Source organism: Trinickia mobilis (assembly GCF_017315705.1).
In the GTDB taxonomy this organism is placed as follows: Bacteria; Pseudomonadota; Gammaproteobacteria; order Burkholderiales; family Burkholderiaceae; genus Trinickia_A; species Trinickia_A mobilis.
The window spans coordinates 1-21273 of the sequence record NZ_JAFLRF010000033.1 but is presented as its reverse complement, the minus strand read 5'-3'; the positions used below and the strand labels follow the sequence as shown (position 1 = coordinate 21273).

17 protein-coding genes and 1 pseudogene are annotated in these 21273 nt (G+C 63.6%); 3 read left to right on the top strand and 15 right to left on the bottom strand.

Annotated features, from left to right (window positions below):
- Nucleotides 1-28: 28 nt before the first annotated feature.
- From tssB to rbsK, 13 genes are all read right to left on the bottom strand, one after another.
- A complete protein-coding gene (gene tssB, locus J3489_RS28975) occupies nucleotides 29-565 on the bottom strand; it encodes a type VI secretion system contractile sheath small subunit (RefSeq protein ID WP_207004155.1) in 537 nt (178 codons plus the stop codon).
- Between the two features lie 240 nt (nucleotides 566-805).
- Entirely contained in the window at nucleotides 806-2449 is a 1644-nt protein-coding gene (locus J3489_RS28970; RefSeq protein WP_207004149.1) for an OmpA family protein, read from the bottom strand.
- Nucleotides 2446-3144 (bottom strand): DotU family type IV/VI secretion system protein, encoded by a 699-nt coding sequence (locus J3489_RS28965; protein WP_207004147.1) that lies wholly within the window; start codon nucleotides 3142-3144, stop codon nucleotides 2446-2448. The genes J3489_RS28970 and J3489_RS28965 overlap by 4 nt, the downstream gene beginning before the upstream one ends.
- 38 nt (nucleotides 3145-3182) lie before the next feature.
- Complete coding sequence (locus tag J3489_RS28960; protein ID WP_242540395.1) at nucleotides 3183-3806, bottom strand: fimbrial protein; 624 nt, start codon at nucleotides 3804-3806, stop codon at nucleotides 3183-3185.
- 23 nt (nucleotides 3807-3829) lie between these two features.
- Complete coding sequence (locus J3489_RS28955) at nucleotides 3830-6655, bottom strand: fimbria/pilus outer membrane usher protein (protein ID WP_242540394.1); 2826 nt, start codon at nucleotides 6653-6655, stop codon at nucleotides 3830-3832.
- Nucleotides 6656-6727: 72 nt separating this feature from the next.
- Nucleotides 6728-7588 carry a fimbria/pilus periplasmic chaperone gene (locus J3489_RS28950; RefSeq protein ID WP_207004136.1) on the bottom strand — a complete coding sequence of 287 codons (861 nt, stop codon included), beginning with the start codon at nucleotides 7586-7588 and terminating at the stop codon, nucleotides 6728-6730.
- A gap of 84 nt (nucleotides 7589-7672) precedes the next feature.
- A complete protein-coding gene (locus J3489_RS28945; protein ID WP_207004134.1) occupies nucleotides 7673-8275 on the bottom strand; it encodes a fimbrial protein in 603 nt (200 codons plus the stop codon).
- A 503-nt stretch (nucleotides 8276-8778) separates the two neighbouring features.
- Nucleotides 8779-9792 (bottom strand): LacI family DNA-binding transcriptional regulator, encoded by a 1014-nt coding sequence (locus J3489_RS28940; protein WP_207004132.1) that lies wholly within the window; start codon nucleotides 9790-9792, stop codon nucleotides 8779-8781.
- Between the two features lie 86 nt (nucleotides 9793-9878).
- Complete coding sequence (gene rbsB / locus J3489_RS28935; RefSeq protein ID WP_207004131.1) at nucleotides 9879-10823, bottom strand: ribose ABC transporter substrate-binding protein RbsB; 945 nt, start codon at nucleotides 10821-10823, stop codon at nucleotides 9879-9881.
- Between the two features lie 131 nt (nucleotides 10824-10954).
- On the bottom strand, nucleotides 10955-11905 hold the full coding sequence (locus J3489_RS28930; protein WP_309491440.1) for an ABC transporter permease: 951 nt from the start codon (nucleotides 11903-11905) through the stop codon (nucleotides 10955-10957).
- Nucleotides 11906-11977: 72 nt separating this feature from the next.
- Entirely contained in the window at nucleotides 11978-13486 is a 1509-nt protein-coding gene (locus J3489_RS28925; protein WP_207004129.1) for a sugar ABC transporter ATP-binding protein, read from the bottom strand.
- A gap of 16 nt (nucleotides 13487-13502) precedes the next feature.
- Nucleotides 13503-13901 (bottom strand): D-ribose pyranase, encoded by a 399-nt coding sequence (gene rbsD / locus J3489_RS28920; protein WP_207004126.1) that lies wholly within the window; start codon nucleotides 13899-13901, stop codon nucleotides 13503-13505.
- 159 nt (nucleotides 13902-14060) lie between these two features.
- Complete coding sequence (rbsK, locus tag J3489_RS28915) at nucleotides 14061-14951, bottom strand: ribokinase (RefSeq protein ID WP_207004117.1); 891 nt, start codon at nucleotides 14949-14951, stop codon at nucleotides 14061-14063.
- A 312-nt stretch (nucleotides 14952-15263) separates the two neighbouring features.
- On the opposite strand from rbsK, the gene J3489_RS28910 reads away from it, so the two are divergent.
- From J3489_RS28910 to J3489_RS28900, 3 genes are all read left to right on the top strand, one after another.
- Nucleotides 15264-16634 (top strand): 2-hydroxycarboxylate transporter family protein, encoded by a 1371-nt coding sequence (locus tag J3489_RS28910; protein WP_309491439.1) that lies wholly within the window; start codon nucleotides 15264-15266, stop codon nucleotides 16632-16634.
- 110 nt (nucleotides 16635-16744) lie between these two features.
- Nucleotides 16745-18607, top strand: a complete 1863-nt coding sequence (locus J3489_RS28905) for a sensor histidine kinase (protein ID WP_207004115.1) — start codon at nucleotides 16745-16747, stop codon at nucleotides 18605-18607.
- Nucleotides 18600-19955, top strand: coding sequence for a sigma-54-dependent transcriptional regulator (locus tag J3489_RS28900; protein WP_207004113.1), 1356 nt, complete (start codon nucleotides 18600-18602; stop codon nucleotides 19953-19955). Before J3489_RS28905 ends, J3489_RS28900 begins: the two co-directional genes overlap by 8 nt.
- A 148-nt stretch (nucleotides 19956-20103) precedes the next feature.
- On the opposite strand, the gene J3489_RS28895 is transcribed toward J3489_RS28900, so the two are convergent.
- Together J3489_RS28895 and J3489_RS28890 are read right to left on the bottom strand one after the other, a co-directional pair.
- Nucleotides 20104-21021 carry a hypothetical protein gene (locus J3489_RS28895; protein ID WP_207004110.1) on the bottom strand — a complete coding sequence of 306 codons (918 nt, stop codon included), beginning with the start codon at nucleotides 21019-21021 and terminating at the stop codon, nucleotides 20104-20106.
- A gap of 67 nt (nucleotides 21022-21088) precedes the next feature.
- Nucleotides 21089-21273, bottom strand: a pseudogene (locus J3489_RS28890) (ShlB/FhaC/HecB family hemolysin secretion/activation protein); the annotation flags it as partial.

The following is a 21273-nucleotide window of genomic DNA, read 5'->3' as shown; positions in this document are numbered from 1 at the left end:
ATTTGCTTTTCGCCTTAATTCGCGAAATTCACTCGTTGCTCGCCGATTCATCGACCGGTCTCGCTTGCGAGGGCTTCGGCGCCTTTGCGAGCGCATTCAGCAACGCCGGGTCCTTCAAGACTTTGCTGACGAGGCTTTCCGCACCGGACTTGCCGTCCATGTACGTCTGGAGGTTCGCAAGCTGCGTGCGCGCGTCCAGCAATTGCGCGAGCGCGTCGACCTTCTTCGCGATTGCCGCGGGCGAGAAGTCGTCCATGCTTTCGAACGTGATATCGACCATCAACTGACCTTCGTTCGTCAGCGTATTGGGCACCGAGAACGCCACGCGGGGCTTCATTGCCTTCATGCGCTCATCGAAGTTGTCGATGTCGATGTTGAAGAACCTGCGATCGCCGACAGAGGGAAGCGGCTCGAGCGGCTTACCCGACAGATCCGCCAAAACGCCCATCACAAAAGGCAGCTCTACCTTTTTTTCCGAACCATAGATTTCGACGTCGTATTCGATCTGTACGCGAGGAGCGCGATTGCGCGCAATGAACTTCTGCGAACTATTGGATGCTGACATGTGTACTCCGGCCTGATGTCGTGCGAAAAAGTATTTAAAAAACGGCGCTTCAAGACAGCTGCATAAAAACAGAATCGCAACCGGTTGGATCGTATGTCGGAAAGTTTTTGCGGAATATAGGACAATTCCTAAACACCAGTCCATTCGCGATCCTAAATATTTAAAAAGGCCGATGTGCGTCACGATTCACCCACTCTCAAGACGCCGGAACGAGGACTGGCGCCCTGAGACATCGGGGCGTCAGCGGGAATTTACTTCCGGAACCAGGGTGATTTCGACACGCCGATTCCGCGCACGACCGGCAACATCTTGATTGCTGGCCAGCGGACGCGTGTCGCCATAGCCCTGAATCGCAATACGCGTAACCGGCAACGACGATTCCGCAACGAACCAGTCGCGAATAGCCTTCGCGCGCGCCTCGGACAGCTTAAAATTCGCATCGCTCGAACCGATATTGTCTGTGTGGCCCGCGATCAGAATTCGCTTATCCGGGTTAGACAGTATCAGCTCGAGTGCGTCTTGCAACTTCTGAGATGCGCCGGCCTTGAGCGAAGTCTTTCCGCTGTCGAAAAGCGAGAGGCTATCCAGCGTCAACACGACGGGCGGTGGCCGATAGGCGGCGATCGCGCGCTCCAGGGCGGGCTGCAGCGCACCGCCCCGATGGAGTCCCCATCCGAGGCTCACAGGTATGCCGCCCTTCGCGTATTGCTGCACTTCGGCATAGTCGCCGCGGAGCATGCGGAGCATTTCACGCTTGTCGTTGAACTGCTCGTCGGCGGTGTCCCAGTAGATCTTCAGGTCGCCGGCAATGCGCTCGACCATCTGGCTGTTCTTCCAGCCAGATGCAGCAAACGACACGGCAAGCACGACCGCCATCGCGGCGACGGCATGCTGGACCGTATGGCGCGACGCAATCTGGCGATACGCCTTCGTCCGCACGACCTGCATGGGAATGACTTCGGGCAGCGGCAAAGGCTCCGCGGCCAGCGCGGCCACGGGCGGCTGCAAGCCGGTCTTGCGCACTAGCCAACGCGTCCACGCGCCCGCACGCGTGGGCGTGTATCCGATGTCGGCCAGCAGAAGCCCGTGCAACGCGAAAGGCGCGGTATTGGCCAAAGCAGCCAGGGAAGATAGCAGCGCCGCATCTTCCAGCCAGTCCAGCACCGATTGCCCCAATGCGTCCCGGGTCATGCGCCCCGCTTGCGCGGGCGTCGGCGAGGCCTGATCGAGTTGCCGCCGGATCATTTGCACGCGCTGCCGGGCGTTATCCATGCTGGGCGATGTGATCGTCATGTCGATCACATCGCCGAACCACACCGGCTTCGCCAGCTTGGCGTCGCGTGCGCCGAGACACGCAAAGATAGCGAGATAGCACGGCAAGACGCACGCGCGATAGCGAGACGTTTCCTCCAGCGCGCGCCGCCATTGCGTGAATTCGCGGCGCATGACGGCATCGTCGGGATTGCCCTCGGGAACGACCGGCATCAATGCGGCATCCGGAAAGCGGCCGTGAGATTCCTTGACCCTGGCCATCGTCGCAGCCAGCTCGTCCGGCGTTTTGACGAGCAGCCAGACCGCACGGCCATCCCGGCGCAGGGTCGCTTCCTGGGCGCCGCGGAGAAATGCCGCAGCCGCGTAAGGCCCCACCACCAGGACGACCGGCAGTTCCCGCATCGCGCTCAGTTGAACGTCCGTCGACAGATGGCGAAGCCGCTGTTGCCGATAGACAGACAGTCCGATGATGCCGAGTCCGACCACAAGCACCATGCCGAAAACGAGGACCCAGTACGGCTGCACCGCAAGCGGCAAAAAGAGCCAAGTCAGGCCGGCCGCGAGAATGGCAACCCATGTCAGCGGCGCACGAAGATGATTTGGGATATTCATGAACGCCCTTGCGAGAGAGAACCGAGGTGCTCGGGCAACGGCTCAGGCAAGCGGGCGACCGAGCGATCCAGGTGAGAGTCGAGCAGCAGCCACAGCACGGCAGCGCCCGCCACGGCGAAAATCGCGCCCCACGTCGGCAGGCGCCGGCGCGTATCGCCTTGATCACGCACCACCGCTGCCGCCGTCTCGGCCAAGGTCTGCATCGGCTCAGGATCTTCCAGGCGCCCCATCTTGTTCAGCGCCGCCGACACGCGTTGACGATAGGACTCACGCTCGGCTTGCCCGCCTTTGAAGCCAAGCTCGAGCACGAGCCGATACATCTCCAGCGACGCCGGCGTCAATGGTTCGCCCAGCAGCAGCACATCGATACGCTCGCAGACGATCTCGGCGCCATCTTGCGTGTCGTGAAAGCGTACCTGCAACGACTCGCGCGACCAGTCGCCGCGCTGCGCCGCGGGCAGCGCGCCCAACGTCACGTCGTCGAGCAACGTGCATTGCGCGAGGCTGACTTCGTCGATTTCCGCGTCGAGATATCCGGCATCGCGCATGGCCTGCTGAAGGCCGTCGACGAGCGCAATGCAGCGTGCGCGCCAGGAATGGACGGCCGGAATCTGCGCGCCGCCGGTAAGCAGCGCGACGTGCAATGCGGTATCGCGCAGGAGCGCGCGCAGCGAGGTGGCGGGTGAATCGAGCATCGTTCTTTAGCGGGTTCCGTTGTATCTGCCGATTGAAGTCAGTCGGCCTCCAGGACGTACGTCACGAAGGTTTGCACGGCGCCGGCAGTCGCCGCACCAGTCGAGTAGTAAGAGGCAATGAAATTCATCGGAATCGTCGTGTTCGCCGACGTAATAGGCACGGTTTTCATCGTGCTGCGGTCGCCGACCTTGATCGCGGTGCCATCCATATTTTTCAGCGCTACTTGCACATTGCTTGCCGATGTCTCGCCAGCCACGCTTTGTACGATCAAATTGCCCGTGTTCGCGTCTGTTGTCGCGCCGCTTTGGAAATACGCACGCACCCTGCTCAATCCGCCGTCGCATTGAACCGGGATGGTGAATACGGTCGCGCCAGCCGTATTGCCGGACGTGGCCAACGAACGGGTATTGACTGTCGGAAGGGTCACGGAGATGTTTGCCGAGCCCACCACCGTGCAGGTGGCCGCCACGTAGCTCCCCTTGAAACGGAGCTCGACCGATGGCGACGCCTCGGCATGTGCACTTGCACCAGCCAATATGGCAACGCTGGCCGCCAGCGTGATAGCGAAGCCCGCAACTCGCGCGCCGACTCGACCGCCTGCAAAATTCTCCATGTCGCGCCCCTCAGCGGATTCGATCGCTTGCTCGATCATGATTTTCATAGGTATCCGGGCGATGACTTCGATCAATGGACGGGATTCGTCTCAACCCCATCGGACTCGACCGGATGCGTCTCGACCGCCTCGGACGCATGGTCCGATGCTTGTTGCGACAAAGGCGCCCACATCAGCGACGAATCGCAGTGCAACTTCACACGCGCGACGATGTTCAACTTGCCATCGGCGGATCTTTCTTCCGGTGGAATGGAGTACGGCATCACGCATGCGTCATTCGGGCCGGCGCCCCACTTGGCCCGCAGCTTGCCATTGCCCTCGATGCCGCGAAGATAAGCCATCCCCCCTTGACCGACCATGCCCACCGACTTTCCTGATGCGTCGATGAGATCGGCCCCCATCGGCAGCGACTTGCCGTAAGCGTCCTCCACTTCGGCGAAGGTCGGCCGTCCCTGCACGGTCGCCAGCTTCACGAACACAAGCGAATCCGCTCGCGGAACGACTTCCTCGCTCGTGTTCCCCAATTCGACGTCGAGCGGCACATTTTGCGGATCGAGCGCGACGCTGTTGACGCGATACGGCGTAAGCTGCGGAATCACGGCATAACCATTGCGATCGATCGTCGCGCCTTGACCGTTGATGATCGTGCCGCCCTTCGCTCCCTTCGCCTCGACCAAGGCGAATGCCTGACCGAGAGGCGGCGTAAGCGTCACGCCGCCCTGGTGGGCCACGATCCCGCCGTTGACGTTCAGCGATGCCTGACGCCCTTGATTGCCGACGGACGCGTTGCCGTAATACGTGCCGAACGGCGCGCGGTACGTGCCATAGCCGCCCATTTGGACAGTCTTGTCATCCCCGCTGACCATGCGCGACGCGTTGATGCCGTAGGTGATCGGCGTGACGCCGTCGGTATTCCCGACCGCGCTCGCCTGGATCTGGCTGACACCGCCCGAACCGCGCGACACGTTGACCGTCACGGCGTCGAACATACTGTGTTTGTTCGAGTCCGTCCGACCGAGCGGTATGGTGAGGTTCAGCCCGACTTGCGTATTGGTACCCGAGTTCACAACGCGATTGCGCTGCGCATACAGCGTATAGGACACGCGCTTGAACGTGCTGCTGAAGCCGGCCTGGTATTGCAGATCGTTACCTCGCGAGCCGTCCCAATAATCCTGGGTGCTACCCGAAACATAGACGAAACGGCTTCCGCCAAGCGGTTGGCTGATGTTCAGCTGCAGGCGATTGCGCGTACGGAAGTCGAGCAGGTTGTTGTTCTGCGCTGCCGACTGGTTACGCGCATAGACCGCGTCGCGCAAACTATAGAAGCGCGAGGTCGAATATCGGTACGCAGCAAGCGCGAAATTCGTGTTGAAGCCCGGGACTGTCTTGCTGTAGCTGATGCGGCCGCTATAGCCGGTCCCGCCCGCGCCGGCGGGCAATCGGGTATTTGCAAACGTCACGTCGAATGCAAACGCACCCAGATGGGTATTGAGCGCGACGCCGACAAGCGCGGCCCCGTAGCCCTCGGACGCTTGCACTCCCGAATACGCCGTCAATAGGTTGGTGAGACCGCGCTGGTACACCGCCTGCGCAACCCACGGCTGCGCGCCCAGCGACCCGTCACGATAGACGCCCGTACTGACGTTGTAGCGCGAAATGCCCGGCCGCAGCAGTTGAGGGGCCGCTGCGAACGGCAAGAGGTAACGCCGCTCGCGGCCGTCCGACTCCGTCACCGTGACCTCGAGATCACCGCCATAGCCCGTCGCCGGCAAATCGGGGATTTCGAACGGCCCAGGAGAAACGCTGGTTTCGTAAACGACGATGCCGTTCTGGCGCACCTTCACGCGTGCGTTCGTGTCCGCCACGCCACGCACAACGGGTGCGTACGAACGCACGGAGTCCGGCAGCATGCGGTCGTCGCTCGAGAGCTGGACGCCGCGGATGTTGAAGGAATCGAAAACGTCACCGCTTGTCGAGCTGTCGCCGAGCGTCAGTTGGCCCTTCAGTGCCGTGATGTCGTGCTGCGCGTACAGTTGCACGCTTTGCCAGTGGACACCCGACCCGCTATTCTGCCAACTTGCATTGGACCATTGATGAAAGCGCCAGCCGCCCACGTTGAGCCCGCTCTGCAAGCTGAGATAAGCACTGCTCAGATCTTGGCCGGAATTCACATGGCTCGTATAGGTCGATAGACTGTACTGCACCAAACCCGCAGTAATGCCACTGTCCCAACGCGACGGATCGACGTATCCGCTCGGCACCTTACGCAGCTCCAGCTGCGGCACCGTAAGATCGAGCTGCAAATCGGCGGTATTGAAATTGACCGCCGTCCCGGGCACGGCTTGTGCAAAAGGAATGCAAATCGACGGGGACGGTTCCGCAATGTCATTCTTTCCCTCCGCTTTGAGCCGTTGAATCACGCGCTCAACATCGACTCCCATACGCTCGAGATTCGAAAGCGTAAAGCATGGGGCCGCGATGTCCGAGCCCGGTACCTCCAGAAATTGAACGTCGTAACGCCCCTTCGCCTGCCCATTGACGGACAGGTCGACTGGGTAGCGTCCAGGCAAGACAGGATTGCCGCGCGTATAACGCGACAGATCTGCCACATCGCCGCTAAAGAACGCCGGATTGAAATCGACTTCTTGGGGAACGGAGGATTGTGGAGGCGCTTCTGGCGCGGCGGCGTCTTTCGGTGCCGCCGTTCCGGCAATGTCCGCCGGCTGCGAGGAAGGCAAAGCGAGTGCGGGCGGCACCGCCGGCACTGCATCACCGCAGTCCCCCGCGCCGTTCTCGCGAGAAACGGCTGGCCCGCATTCCGTAGCCGATACGTCGGCGCTGAACGCCCAACCGCCCGACGCTACGACCGCCGCCCATGCCAGCGGATGGTAGCGCAAAGGCCCTCGCACGCCACGTTGCACCTTTGCCGATCTTTTGTTGCTTTCCACTCAAAGCACCCCGTCACCGGCTTACTGAACTTGCTTTATCTTTTCTGCGTCGTCAACTTGAACCGCGTCGCTTGCCTTCTCGGCGCTGCCCGCTTGAATTGCACCACCAACCTTCGTGGAAGAGCCGTTCGCTTGAGCCGAGCCGCCAACCTGAGCGGAGGTCTTGGATTCCGCTCCAAAGTCGCTGAGAACGGAAAAAGACACGGTCGCCGGAACCTTTGCGTCGAGCGCGCCCGCTACCGGCTTCAGATCGACACGACCAAATGGCGGCGCCATTTCGGGCACCAGTTCGATCGCCTTGCCGCCGGCCTCCAACGATGCGCTATTCAACGAGATGTAGTAAGGCGACGGGTTTTCCACGCGCAAGACACGCTCGCCTTTGTCGTTTGAAGCGAATTGCCAAGTGAGCTGGGAACGATATGCGGTTGGGTCGTCGGTCAGCGACGCCGGACGATAGAACATCTTGATGCGAGTTCGAAACGCAATCTGTATCAAATTTCGGTCATCCGAATTCGCAGGCTTCGGGGGAATCTCGAGCACATTCAGCCAGTAGACCGACTCACGATCTGTCGGCAGGTCTGCGCCAGTGAACATGATCCGCAGCGATTGCCCCTTGTTCGGCTCGACGCGAAATACCGACGGCATCAGCAAGAACGGCACGCGAATCTCGCTGGGCGCAGCGCCAGGGTGACCGTCGTCGATCCAGGCCTGAACCAATACAGGCGTTTTGTCGACGTTGCTGAGACGCACGTTGACCTCTCGTGCTTTGGCCGGGTAAATCACGCGCGTGCCGGTAATGACGATGGCCGCATGCGCTGCGGATGCCATCACACTACAAACCAATACAGCTGCCGCAAATACACGGCACTTCCAGGAACGCATGCTGAATTTCTCCGATCCGTCAAGCATTCGGGCTGCCCCGGCTACAGCGAGGAGCAGCCCAACAGCATATTGAATTAGTATTGCTTAGTTATATGCCATCGTGTACTTGACGTACGTTCTAACATTACCAGCCGAAGCCGCGCCGGTGGAATAGTAGCGAGCACCATATGTCAACGTGGCGCCGCGCGCCGTGCCGGTACCCTTAACAGCGAAGAACGCCGGATTCACGCCGGCAGTAATCGCAGCTCCATTTTCGTTCAACAATTGCAAGTTGACATTCTTTGCCGCCGTCGCATCCTTAGGGTCAGTATCTCTCGGCGCAAACAGATTGCTATAAGTGCCCGCAGCGGCACCGCTCGCGCTTCCATCCATATTGTCCGGTTCGAAATTTGCCCGCGCATTGTTAATGGACGCATCGCAGTTCGTGACCGACAGATTGAAATACGTAGCGCCGGCGGTATTGTTAGCTGACGCCAGCGACGAAGTATTGACGGTCGGCAGCGTCACCGATTTGTTCTCGTCACCCGTAGCGATTGAGCAGGTGTTGGCTTGCAACAGGCCCATGAACTGGACCGTGCCCTGGCCCGCATCAACCGGAGTGGGGCGGCTCTGCGCAAACGCTGCCGGTGTAGCGAACACGCCGGCCAGCGCGGCGATCAGCGAAAGCTTTTTAAGTTTGGCTTGCAATTGCAATCTCCTCGGTGTTAAAGAGGCATGACTTGAGAGTGATCGCGCTTGACCTCACCTGTTGGAAGTCGATTGTCGGCAGACGAGCCGCAGGTCGCCCTGACTTCAGGCAACATGCGCGCACCGCCGCGATTTCCGTAAGTTAAGTGCGAGCGCGAGACAGAGGCAGCGAGCGACACACCCACGGCCTGGAAAGAGCTACGGACGCTTCGGTTGCAGCTTCCGTAGCCTGAAGGAAGGTTACCGAGCGGGAACACCCAGTGAAATAAGAATTTGCTTAAACTCGCTAAACCATTTAACTTGCCGCCTCTTCATTCAGAGGCACATGGCGCACGGGCCATCTTAAAAATCGCGCGGCTTATCTCAAACTGGTCTTTAAGACTTCTTATCGCCCGGCTAAAATTAGGATGCCTATCAAATACACCGAAATAGATAGCCAACGGACCACTTGACAAGGCTGCGAGAATAGTTGCCCGGTACGGTTCCCGGCAGCCGGCTCTCGGCTACCGTCCCCGCCGGTAATGAACATGCGCCGGCACCAGCAGCGACTCCGGCTTGCCCGCCCCTTCAAGCATGCCGATCACGCGCTCCAGGCTTTGCGCCGCGAGCTGCTGGCTATCCTGCACGATGGCGTCGATGGAGAGCGGCAGGCAGTCGAGCAATTGATGATCGTCGAAGGTCATCAGCCGGCCGGGCGCCAGGCCGAGCTTGTGCGCTTGGTTGATGAACGCGAGCACGCCTTCCAGCAGCGTGATGGAGCCCGCGAACAGCACTTCCGGATAGCGCCCGTGCGAGGCGAACCAGGCCTCCATCAGCGCATGCCCCGACTCGCGCTGGTAGTCGCGCTGGAACACCCAGTCGTCGCGCTCCGTCAAGCCGTGGGCCGCCAGCGCCTGGCGATAGCCCGCCAGCCGGTCGCGGCTCGCGGAGAGCTCCGGCTGGCCGCCGAAGTACACCACCTCGCGCGCGCCCTGCGCGAGCGCGTCGCCGATCAGCGTCGCGACGGTTTCGGTGGCGTCGGTCACCACGTAGGGGATATCGCTGTCTTCGACGCGCCGGTCGGCGAACACGAGCGGCAGCCGCTTGACCCACTTCTGATAGCGGTTCGCCTCCGCTGTGCAGGGCACCACGATCATGCCGTCCACCTGGTGAGAGACCAGATGGGCGATGCCTTCGGTTTCCCGTGCCGGGTCTTCGTCGCTCGTCACGACGACCAGTTGATAGCCGTATTCGTCCCGGCACAGCGTTTCCATCGCTTGCGCGAGCGCCGCGTGCGCGGAGTTGGTGAGATCGGGGATGACGAGGCCGATGGTGTTGCTGCGCCGCGAGCGCAGCGCGCGGGCCGATTGCGACGGCGTGAAGTGATGTTCCTTCGCCACCTGCAGCACACGTTCGACAGTGGCCGCCGAAATCCGGTAGCGTTCGGCGTAACCGTTGAGCACCATGCTCGCCGTCGTGCGCGAGACTTTCGCGAGGCGGGCAATGTCGTCGATGGTCAGGCGCTCGAACTGGGTCACGCTGGCGTTTCCTCTGGGCAAACTGGCGATGTCAGCGCCAAATAGTACTACGCCAGCGTGGCGCGCAAAATAATCGCGCAGCCGCTTTACGGCTTGTAGAGGTTGAGCGGAACCGGGATGAACTTGTCGACCGGCTGGCCGTCGACGAGCTTCTTCGCCGTCTGCACGCCGTATTGGCCGATCAGCTCCGGCTGCTGCTGCACGGTGGCCGCCATGCTGCCGGCCTTGACGGCAGCCACGGCGTCGTCGGTGGCGTCGAAGCCGACCACGATCACGTTTTTCAGCCCCGCTGCCTGGATCGCCTTGACCGCGCCGAGCGCCATCTCGTCGTTCTGGGCGAACACGCCCTGGATGTCCTTGTTGCCCTGGATGATGTTCTCCATCACCGACAGGCCCTTCGCGCGGTCGAAGTCGGCCGGCTGCTTGGTCACGACCTTCACGCCGCTGTCGGCGGCGATGGCCGTGTCGAAGCCTGCGCCGCGCTCGCGTGCGGCGGACGAGCCGGGAATGCCCTGCAGTTCGACCACGCTGCCCTTGCCGCCGAGCTTCTGGAGCATGAAATCGGCGGCCATCTTGCCGCCTGCCGTGTTGTCCGACGCGATGTGCGAGCTGACGTCCGCGCCGCTCACGCTGCGGTCGAGCGACACCACCTTGATGCCCTTGTCGGTCGCTTCCTTCACGACATTGGCCACGGCCGACGAATCGGTCGGGTTGATCAGGATGACGTTGACTTTCTTCTGGATCAGGTCCTCGACGCTTGCCTGCTGCTTGGCCGGATCGTTTTGCGCATCGACCGTGATGAGCGTGATGCCGTCTTTCTTCGCTTCGTCTTCGGCGCCCTTCTTGAGCGAGACGAAGAACGGATTGTTGAGCGTCGAAATCGACAGGCCCACGGTCGCCGCGGCGCCGGCCGTGCTGCCCGATGCCTGATCGCCGGCGGCTGCGGCCGTGCTGTCCGGGCCCTGCTTCGAGCACGCGGCGATGACGAGCACCAGCAAGCTGGCGACGAGCGGCGAAATGATTCGTTTCATGTGTGATCTCCTGTTCATGTCCATCGAGTAGTGAGTGGCTTTATCGCGTTCGTACTGCCCGGCGGGGCCGGTCCTGCGGTGCTGCGTGGTTCGAGCGCCTGCGGTGTTGACGGTTGCCCGGCGCTTGCCTCTTACTTCTTGTTCGCGCGATCGATCAGCACGGCCAGCAGAATCACGCCGCCCTTCACGACCTGCTGATAGAAGGACGAGACGTCCAGCAGATTCAGTCCGTTGTTCAGCACGCCGATCAGGAGCGCGCCGACGAGCGTGCCGAAGATCCAGCCGCGGCCTCCGGTCAGGCTCGTGCCGCCGAGCACCACCGCGGCGATCGCGTCGAGTTCGTAGCCGGTGCCGGCAGTCGGTTGCGCGGAATTGAGGCGCGAGGTGAGCACCACGCCCGCAAGCGCCGCCATCACGCCGGAAATCGAGTACACCCAAAGCTGGACGCGATCGACCTTGACGCCGGAAAGCCGCGCCGAGTCGGCGTTGCCGCCCGTCGCGTAGACATGGCGGCCGAACACGGTTTTGCGCAACACGAACCAGAAGACGCAGAACATGATCAGCATCAGCACGACGGGAATCGGGATCAGGCGCGCGACGTAGCCGCCGCCGAGCATCGAGAAGAAGTCGCTGTTGAAGTTGCTGATCGGGCTGCCGTCGGAGACCACCAGCGCGAGGCCGCGCAGCACCGTCATCGAGCCGAGCGTGGCGATGAACGGCGCAACTTTGCCCTTGCTGATCACGAGTCCGTTGACGAGGCCCATCAGGCCGCCGGCGGCGATGCCGAGCGACGTCGCGAGCATCGGCGGCATGCCCGTCTGCATCAGGCTCGCGATCATCACCGACGACAGCGCGAGGATCGAGCCCACCGACAAATCGATGCCCCCGAGCAGGATCACGAGCGTCATGCCGAAGCCGATCAGCGCATTGATCGACGCCTGGCGCATCACGTTGAGCAGGTTGCCGACCGTGAGGAAGTCGGCGCTCGTCAACGACAAGCCGACCGCCACGATCACGAGCGCGATGAAAGGCCCGAGCTTTTGCAGCGTGGCTTTGTTACTGGGTGTCAGGATGGATTGCACGGTCTCGGTACTCGCTATTGGCGGGAGCGGCCGCCGGTTGGATGAACGATGGCGCCGCCACGGACATGCGATTCACGCCGCGGCCGTCGCGGCTTGCGCCGGCGTGCCGCCCGTGGCGGCGGTCATGATCGATTCCTGGGTGGCGCCGGCGGCGGCGAAAATGCCGTTCTGCCGGCCCTGATGCATGACGAGTATGCGGTCGCTCATCGCCAGCACTTCCGGCAATTCCGACGACACCATCACGATCGCCGCGCCCAGCGCCGCGAGCCGGTTGATGATGTGGTAGATCTCGGCCTTGCCGCCCACGTCCACGCCGCGCGTCGGTTCGTCGAGCAGCAGGACCTTCGGCGGTTCAGCGAGCCACTTGGCGAACACCACCTTCTGCTGATTGCCGCCGGAGAGCGCCTTGACGTCTAGTTCGGCGTCGCGCGTGCGAATGCGCAATTGCTTGATCAGCTCGGCGACGGCCGCGCGTTCCGCAGAATCGCTGACGACGCCAAGCCGCGCGTAGCGGCTCAGGCGAACGAGCGTAGCGTTCTCGCGCACCGACATGCCGAGCACGAGGCCCTGGCTCTTGCGGTCTTCGGTGACGAAGCCGATCCCGGCGCCGATCGCACCGGAGGGCTCGCGGATGTCGAGCGTGCGGCCATCGAGCGTGATTTGCCCCGCCGTCTTGCGGCTCGCGCCGAATATCGCCTTGAGGATTTCGCTGCGGCCGGCGCCCATCAGGCCCGCGACGCCGAGCACTTCCCCCGCGCGGACTTCGAATGAAATGCCGGAGATGCGGCCGTCGTCGGCGAGGTTCGACACTTTGAAGCGCACCTCGCCCGGCGTGCTGTCGCGGCGCGGAAAGCGCGCGCCGATTTCGCGGCCCACCATGAGACGCACCACCTCTTCGAAATGCGTTTCCCGGATCGCCCGCTCGCCGACGAACTTGCCGTCGCGCAGCACGCTCAGCTTGTCGCAGATGTCGAAGATCTCTTCCATCCGATGCGACACGTAGACGATCGCCACGTCCCGCGCCTTCAGGTCGCGCATGATCTTGAAGAGCGTCTCGATCTCGCGGCCGGTGAGCGCGGCGGTCGGTTCGTCCATGACCAGCACGTGCGCGTCGAGCGACAGCGCCTTCGCGATTTCGACCATCTGTTGCTGGCCGATCGACAGCCGCCCGGCCTCCATCTGCGGATCGATGCGCGCGGCGCCGAGCATGTCGAGCCACTTCTGCGCCTCTTTGCGCATCGCGCCCGTATCGACCACGCCGAAACGGCGCGGCTCGCGGCCGAGGAACAGGTTTTCCATCACCGTCAGCTGCGCAATCAGGTTCAGTTCCTGATGGATGATGGCGATGCCGAGACGCTCGGCGTCGACCGTATTGCGAATCTGCACGGCTTTGCCGTCGATCGCGATCTGGCCGGCGTCGGCCTGGTAGACGCCGGCGAGGATCTTCATCAGCGTCGACTTGCCCGCGCCGTTCTCGCCCATCAGCGCGTGGATCTCGCCGGCGCCGATGTTGAAGTCGACGTCGTCGAGCACGCGCACCGGGCCGAACGCCTTGCAGATGCCGCGCAGCGTGACTTGCATGTCGCGCCCCTTACCCTTAGAAAATAACGCCCGAATGCAGGATCACATTCGCGTACGGGCTGCACTCGCCGGTGCGGATCACCGCTTTGGCCTGCTTGCAGAGGCGCTTGAAATCGTCATGCGCGACGTATTCGATGCCGACGCCCGTCCTCGCGAATTGCCCGGCGCGGCCCGCAACGGCGGCGTTCTGCGTGAGGCTTTCGCTGGCAAACACCGCGCGCTCGACTTTGAAATCGGCGAGCACGGTATCGAGCACGTCTAAGAAGCCCGGCGTGCCGATCTTCAGCGAAACGTCGATGCATTCGACGCCATCGGGAATCGGCAGGCCGCAGTCGGCGATCACGAGGCTGTCGGTATGGCCCATGCCGGCGAGGACGCGCGCGATGTCGCGATTCAGGTGTCCGAGTTTTTTCATATGTCGCGATTCAGGTGGCCGAGTTTTTTCATGATGCCTCCCGCCGGGCCGCCCCAAGGGAGGCATCCGCCCCCTCGGGGGGAGCTTTGCATGGGACCGGAGTAAGCGCTAAAGCGCTAACTCCGGCCGACAGCGAACGATAGTGAGCGTGGGGGTAGTTCATCCTTGCGTCTCGAGGAACTGTTCGAGTTCGGAGAGCGTCGGCATGCCGCCTTGCGCGCCCGCGCGCGTGACCGACAGCGCGCCGGCCGCGTTCGCGCGGCGCATCGCTTCCGCGACGCCCCTATGCCAGAACGCCGCGAGCGCGCCGTTGAACGTATCGCCGGCGCCGGTCGTATCGACCGCCTCCACTGCAAAGCCCGGCTGATGCTGAAGGTCGCCGTCGTCCGTCGTGTAGTACGCGCCGTCCTTGCCGTGCGTCATCGCAATGCGGCCCGGCATGCGCTGCAGCACGGTCTTCCAATCGGTGCCGTGCGTCTGCAGCGCGGTCGCGAGTTCGTGTTCGTTCGGCGTGAAGAGCGTGGTCAGTTCGAGCAGTTCGCCGGGGAGCGGGACGGCGGGCGCCGGGTTCAGGAAAAACGGCTTGCCGTATGCGTGCGCGACGCGCGCGGCGTGGCGCACGGTCGCGAGCGGCACTTCGAGTTGGGCCAGCACGACGTCGGCATCGTGGAACGCCTGTTCGGCCCGGTCGACATCCGCCGGCGACAGGTCGTGATTCGCGCCCGGCACCACGACGATCGCGTTGTCGCCTGCGGACACGGTAATCGCCGCGATCCCCGTCGCTTCGCGCCGGGTGCAAACCCAGCGCGTATCGACGCCCTCGCGCGCGAGCATCGCCTTCATCTGCTCGCCGAACCCATCGGCGCCGACGCAGCCGATCAGGGTGACCTCGGCGCCAAGACGCGCCGCCGCCACGGCCTGGTTCGCGCCCTTGCCGCCCGGGTACTGCGCAAAGCGCTTGCCGAACAGCGTCTCGCCGAGGCGCGGAAACGTATCGGTTTCCGTCACCAGATCCATGTTGATGCTGCCCACCACCACCACGCGTGCCATCGCAGCCTCCCTGAGCGCCTCGACGCCGTACTTGCTGCGGCATCGTTATTCTCTCGGCTAAAACGTAATCAGCTTGACGCAGATTTATACCAGAGCCGGCTGGCGCAGGGAAGTGGCACTAGGGAATTACCTAGCTGAGATTTCAGCCGCCTGGACGGCCCGATTCTGAGATTTAAGCCAGCGCTTTCCGCCCTCCTGCAGCGAAGGACGGAAAAACCCAATCAAATCAACGGCGCGTACGACACGGCGCAAGGCTTTGCCGCATGGCATGCCCCTTGCAACGTCTTCGCCGACAAAACTGAGGAGACATGCGTGCCTAGCCCTTCGTCCGCCACCCCTGCGCCGGCCCAATCGGCGCTATCGGCTCCGCGAGCCGACACTCATCAGAAATTCTGGCCGGAAGGCTGGTGGAAGCTGATGGAATACCGGATCGGGATCATCCCGCTGCCGGTCTATGTGATGCTGCTCCTGCTGATCGGCGGCTTCACGATTTCCGGCAAAGTGCCGGGCGAAATTTCGATGGCGATCGCCGTGCTCGCGTTCTTCGGCTTCACGTGCGCGGAGTTGGGCAAGCGCCTGCCGCTCGTGCGCCATATCGGCGCAGCGGCGATCTTCGCCACCTTCATTCCGTCGGCGCTCACCTACTACCACTGGCTGCCGAAGCCGATTCTGTCGCTGACGACGGAGTTCACCAAGCAGACGAACTTCCTATATCTGTTCATCGCGTCGATCATCGTCGGCAGCATTCTCGGCATGGACCGGCGCGTGCTGATCCGCGGCTTCATCAAGATCTTCGTGCCGCTCGCTGCCGGCACGATTGCCGCGATGGCCGTCGGGACCGCCGTGGGCACCGCGCTCGGCCTCGGCATGCGTCACACGTTCCTCTATGTCGTCGCGCCGATCATGGCGGGCGGCGTCGGCGAAGGCGCGATTCCGCTGTCGGTCGGGTATGCGGAGATCCTGCATCTGCCGCAGGGCGAGATGTTCGCGGCAGTGCTGCCGCCCGTGATGCTCGGCAGCCTCACCGCGATCGTGCTGTCCGGCGCGCTCGACATGCTCGGCAAACGCCTGCCGCACCTCACGGGCCAGGGCCGCTTGCAAGCCGGCGAGCACGACGACTTGGATACCGCGAAAGAAGCGATCACGGGCCATGTCGACGTCGCCCATATCGCCGCCGCGGGCATCACCGCGATCACGCTATACCTGCTCGGCCTCATGTGCCGCAACCTGTTCGGCCTGCCGGCGCCGGTCGCGATGCTGTTCATCGCGGTGTTGGTGAAGCTCGCGCGTGCGGTGTCGCCGCAGCTGCAGGAGGGGGCGTTCGTCGTCTACAAGTTCTTCTCGAGCGCCGTGACTTACCCGCTCCTGTTCGCGATCGGCGTCGCGATGACGCCGTGGGACAAGCTCATCGCCGCATTCACGTTCGCCAACGTGATCACGATCGTCGTCACCGTCGCGACGCTGATGGGCACCGGCTTCATCGTCGGGCGCCTCTTGAAGATGTATCCGATCGACACGGCGATCGTGAACGCCTGCCACAGCGGCCAGGGCGGCACGGGCGACGTCGCGATCCTCACCGCCGCGAACCGCATGCAGTTGATGCCGTTCGCGCAGATCGCGACGCGCATCGGCGGCGCGATCGTGGTCACGCTGACGCTGATCGTGCTCGCGCATGCCGGATGATTCGGCACTGCCCCGAGCGCCTTTTCGGAGCCTCGCGCCGGTTCGGCAAGCTGTACGGCACATCGGCGATTTGCCAAAATGAGCCGACGTCAAACGCCGGCGGGGCATCGATGAGGTCGTTCGCGCGCATCGAAGTGCGGGGCATTCCCCTGTGGGGATGGGCAGCGGCGGCCGTGCTGTATCTCGTTGCAGCGGGGCTCGCCGTCGAATTGGCGTGGCAGCGGTCGATCGATTCGATCGCCGAGGTCGGCAGCCATCGGCTCGATCTCTACGCCGCTGCGCTCAAAAGCGAGTTGGGGCGCTACGAGACGGTGCCCGGCATCGTCGCGCGGCAGGACAGCGTGCGTGCGCTCTTGCGCACCCAGTCCGGCACGGCGCGCGACGCGCTCTTGCCGGCCGTGAACCCGTATCTCGAAGCGGTGAACGGCGATACCGGCGGCGTCGCGGTCGACGTAATCGACCTGCAAGGCGAGGTGATCGCCGCGAGCAACTGGAACCGGCCGCTCTCGTTCATCGGCACCAACGTTTCCTATCGCCCCTACTTTCAGGACGCGCTCGCGCGCGGCTCGGGGCGCTTTTTCGGCATCGGCACGAACACGGGGATGCCCGGACTTTACTTCGCGAGCGCCGTGCTCGACGCCGGCAAGCCGATCGGCGCGGTGGCGGTGAAGGTCAGCGTCGACGCGCTCGAATCGGCGTGGCGCTCGCCCGGCGAGGCCGCGATGGTGGTCGACGGCAACGGCGTGATCGTGATCTCCACGGTGCCCGCGTGGAAGTTCACGGCGCTCACGCCGATCACGCCGGACCGGCAGCGGCAGATCGAAGCGTCCCAGCAATACGCGGGCCGCGCCGTACCGCTGTTGCCGCATCGGCGGCTCGCCGGCTGGGACGCGTCGGCGCGCTTCGTCCGCTATCCCGACTGGACGCGGCCCGGCCGCGACAAGCGCTTTCTCGAACTGTCGCGGTCCGCGCCGCAGGACGGCGACTCGATCAGGGTGCTGCTCGACGTCGAGCCCGCGATGCGCCAGCAACGCACGGCCTTCGCATTCGTCACCGCGCTCTTCATGATCGCCGGGCTGTACGCGCTGTACGCGATCCAGCGCCGCCGCGCGATCGCCGAAAAGCTCAAGGGGCAGGACGCGCTGCGCCTCGCGAACGATCACCTCGAAGCGACCGTCGAGGCGCGCACCGCGCAGCTGACGGCGGCCAATGTCGGAATGCAGCGCGAGATCGCGGAGCGCACGCGCACCGAACAGGAACTCGTGCACGCGGGCAAGCTCGCGGTGCTCGGGCAGATGGCGGCGGGTCTCACGCACGAGCTGAATCAGCCGCTTGGCGCGATCCGCACGCTGTCGGACAATGCGCGCTCGTTTATCGAGCGCGATCAGCACGCGCTGGCGATCGCGAATCTCGAGCGCATCTCGAAGCTCGTCGACGGGATGGCGGTGCTGACGAGCGAATTGAAGACGTTCGCGCGCAAATCCGATGTCCAGCGGGTCGCGGTATCGCTCGACGACGCCGTCGCGCACGCGCTCCTGCTCTACGAATCGCGGATGCGCGCGGACGAGGTGCAGGTCGACGTCCGCATTCCGGCCGGCACGACGGTCTGCGCCGAGCCGAGCCAATTGCAGCAGGTGCTCGTCAACCTGCTCGGCAACGCGCTCGACGCAGTCGCTTCAGAGCCGCAGCGCCACATCGCGATCGAAGCGCACCAGGCCGATCAGCCCGGCCGCGTGCTGTTCTCGATCGCCGACAGCGGCGCGGGCATCGCGCCCGACGTCCTTGCGCATCTGTTCGAGCCGTTCGTCACGACCAAGCCGCGCGGACGCGGTTTGGGGCTTGGCCTTGCGATCACGTCGCGGCTCGTGCTCGGCTTCGGCGCCCGCATCTCGGCCTCGAACCGGCCCGACGGCGGCGCGCAGTTCACGATCGAATTCATGAGCATGACGGAAACAGGGGGGGTCGATGGATGACGAAATCAGCGTGATAGTGGTCGAAGACGACGAGAACGTGCGGGTCGGCGTCGAGCAGGCGATTGCGCTTGCGGGCTTTCCGGTGCGTGCGTATGCGTCGGCGGCCGCGGCGCTTGCCGAAGCGGCGCCGGGCGCGCCGATCGTGGTCGTGTCCGACGTCCGCATGCCGGAAATCGACGGCCTCCAGCTGCTCGAACGCGTGCTCAAAGCCGACGCGCAGATCCCCGTCGTACTGATCAGCGGACACGCGGACATTTCGACCGCGGTCGGGGCGATGCACGTCGGCGCGTACGACTTCATCGAAAAGCCGTTTTCCTCCGAACTCATCGCGAGCCGCGTTGCGCGCGCCGTGGAAAAGCGGCGCCTCACGCTCGAAGTCCAGGGCCTGCGCGACGCGCTGCGCAACTGGCGCGGCATCGAGGCGGCGGTGCTCGGCAAGTCGCCCGCCATCGCCGAGCTGCGCAAGAAGATCCTGCGGCTCGCGGATACGTCGGTGTCGGTGCTGATCACGGGCGAAACCGGCACCGGCAAGGAGCTGATCGCGCGCGGCCTGCACGAGTTCGGCAACCGTCGCGACCATCATTTCGTCGCGCTCAATTGCGGCGGGCTCCCGGAGCCGCTCTTCGAGAGCGAGCTCTTCGGGCACGAGCCCGGCGCGTTCACGGGCGCCGTAAAAAGCCGTGTCGGCAAAGTCGAATGGGCGCACGGCGGCACGCTCTTTCTCGACGAAATCGAAACCATGCCCGTGCCGCTGCAAATCAAGCTGCTGCGCGTGCTGCAGGAGCGGCAGATCGAGCGGCTCGGCGCGAACGAGCCGATTGCGGTCGACTGCCGGGTGGTGGCGGCGTCGAAGGCGGATCTCGCCGGGCTCGCGAAGGACGGGCGCTTCCGCGCGGACTTGCTCTACCGGCTGAACGTCGCGCAACTCGAGCTGCCGCCGCTGCGCGAACGCCGCGAGGACGTGCCGCTCCTCTTCGAGCACTTCGTGCTGGCCGCCGCACGCCGCTTCGGGCAGACCGCGCCGATCGTCTCGGCAGCGCAAGTCTCCGAGCTCATGGCGCATCAGTGGCCGGGCAACGTGCGGGAGTTGCAGAACGTCGCCGACCGCTTCGTGCTCGGTCTTGCCGGCGACACGCTCGTGCCCGGCGAAGGCCGCGCGGCTCCCGCCGGCACGCTCGCCGAACAGCTCGCGCACTTCGAATTCGTGCTGATCGAGGAGATGCTGCGCCGCCATCACGGCAACGTCAGCGACGCGAGCGCCGCGCTCGGCATGCCGAAGAAGACGCTCTATCACAAGATGCGGCAGTTCAAGCTCGCCGCGGGCGAGGGGGCGGCGGGGGTGGAGTAGTCCTGCGCGCCGCTTGCGCTTGCGCCGTCCAGAGAATAGCGGCATTGATCTTCGCTAACGCCGGACGGCCGGCTCGCCGTGATAAGGCTTTCTTCACCAATCGATACCTTGCTCAAAACCGAACACGGCCGCAAACGATCGCAACGCATCAATGCGCCTGCATGGCCGTCTGCTCTTCCTGCGCGATGAACTCGGCCGCTATGCGGTTGTACGCCCCCGGCAACGCCGCATGTGTCTCACCCGCATTGAAGAGCTGGCCGCTATGCACGACGCCCTTGTATTCAATGTAGACACCTTGCTTGGCCCCTCCGTCGAGGTAACGGTAGCCTCCCAACGTGCGGATCGTTCCGCCGTTGGCCGCCTGGGCGGCTTCGAGCGACGGCCAACCGCTACCCATCCACGACAAGCGGAACCACAGGTGTGTCGTCAAGACGTTCTCTGAAACCTGAAATATCCTGGCTCCCTTCGGCATCGGCGCGGTACCGCTCGCCAGCAGAATCGACAACCCGTTCGTCGCGGAACCCGAGTCCTTTGAAATCACAGCGCCAACCGCTTGCCCGGATACGTCGACGGGCGTCAGCGTGACGTCGTACAGCGGCGACGGAAGACCCTCCATGCCAAGTTGATAGCCTTGCGGCATCCGCTTGAAGATGCGGGAGCTCGAGCCCATGTTGGTATACGCCGAGCTGGTCGACTCCACGGCGCCATCCGCCGCGATGTATACCTGAATCATCATCGACTGTCCAAATTCGCCGGCGACGACCGTATCCCTCGGCTTGAAATTCTCATCCGTCTCGCCGGACACGGAATATTCGGTGCGCCCTGCCGCGGTCGGCCGCCCTGTCGTCGGATCCATGACTGCGTCGAACTGGAAATAGCCTTCGCCCACACCGGTCAAAAAGACGCTGTCAAAAAAGCTCTGCGAGTTGATCGAGGAACTCGCATCGACGATCGTGGCGGACGTGATGTCGCGTCCGCCGCCGCAGCCCGCGACCAACGCTGCTGCGAGCAACGCCGTCACAATCGACGACGCACGCCAACCCCATGGTTTGTTGTTCTTGGACATCTAGTTTTCCTCCTTGATGAGTGCGCGCCGACGCCCTCGCGTCGGCGGGAACGACGACGCGAGAGCGTCAGAATTGGGCTGTCAACTGGAATCCGAACGTCATGCGCGCGGTGTCGAATCCCGATGGTTGGTAGACCGGCGTGCCGGCGAACAGGTCATACGCATACGCGCCGAATCGCGTGCCGACGCTGCCCTTCACGCCGATCGCCGCGCCCGCCAGTTGCGTGCCGACCAGCGCGACCAGTTGCGGGC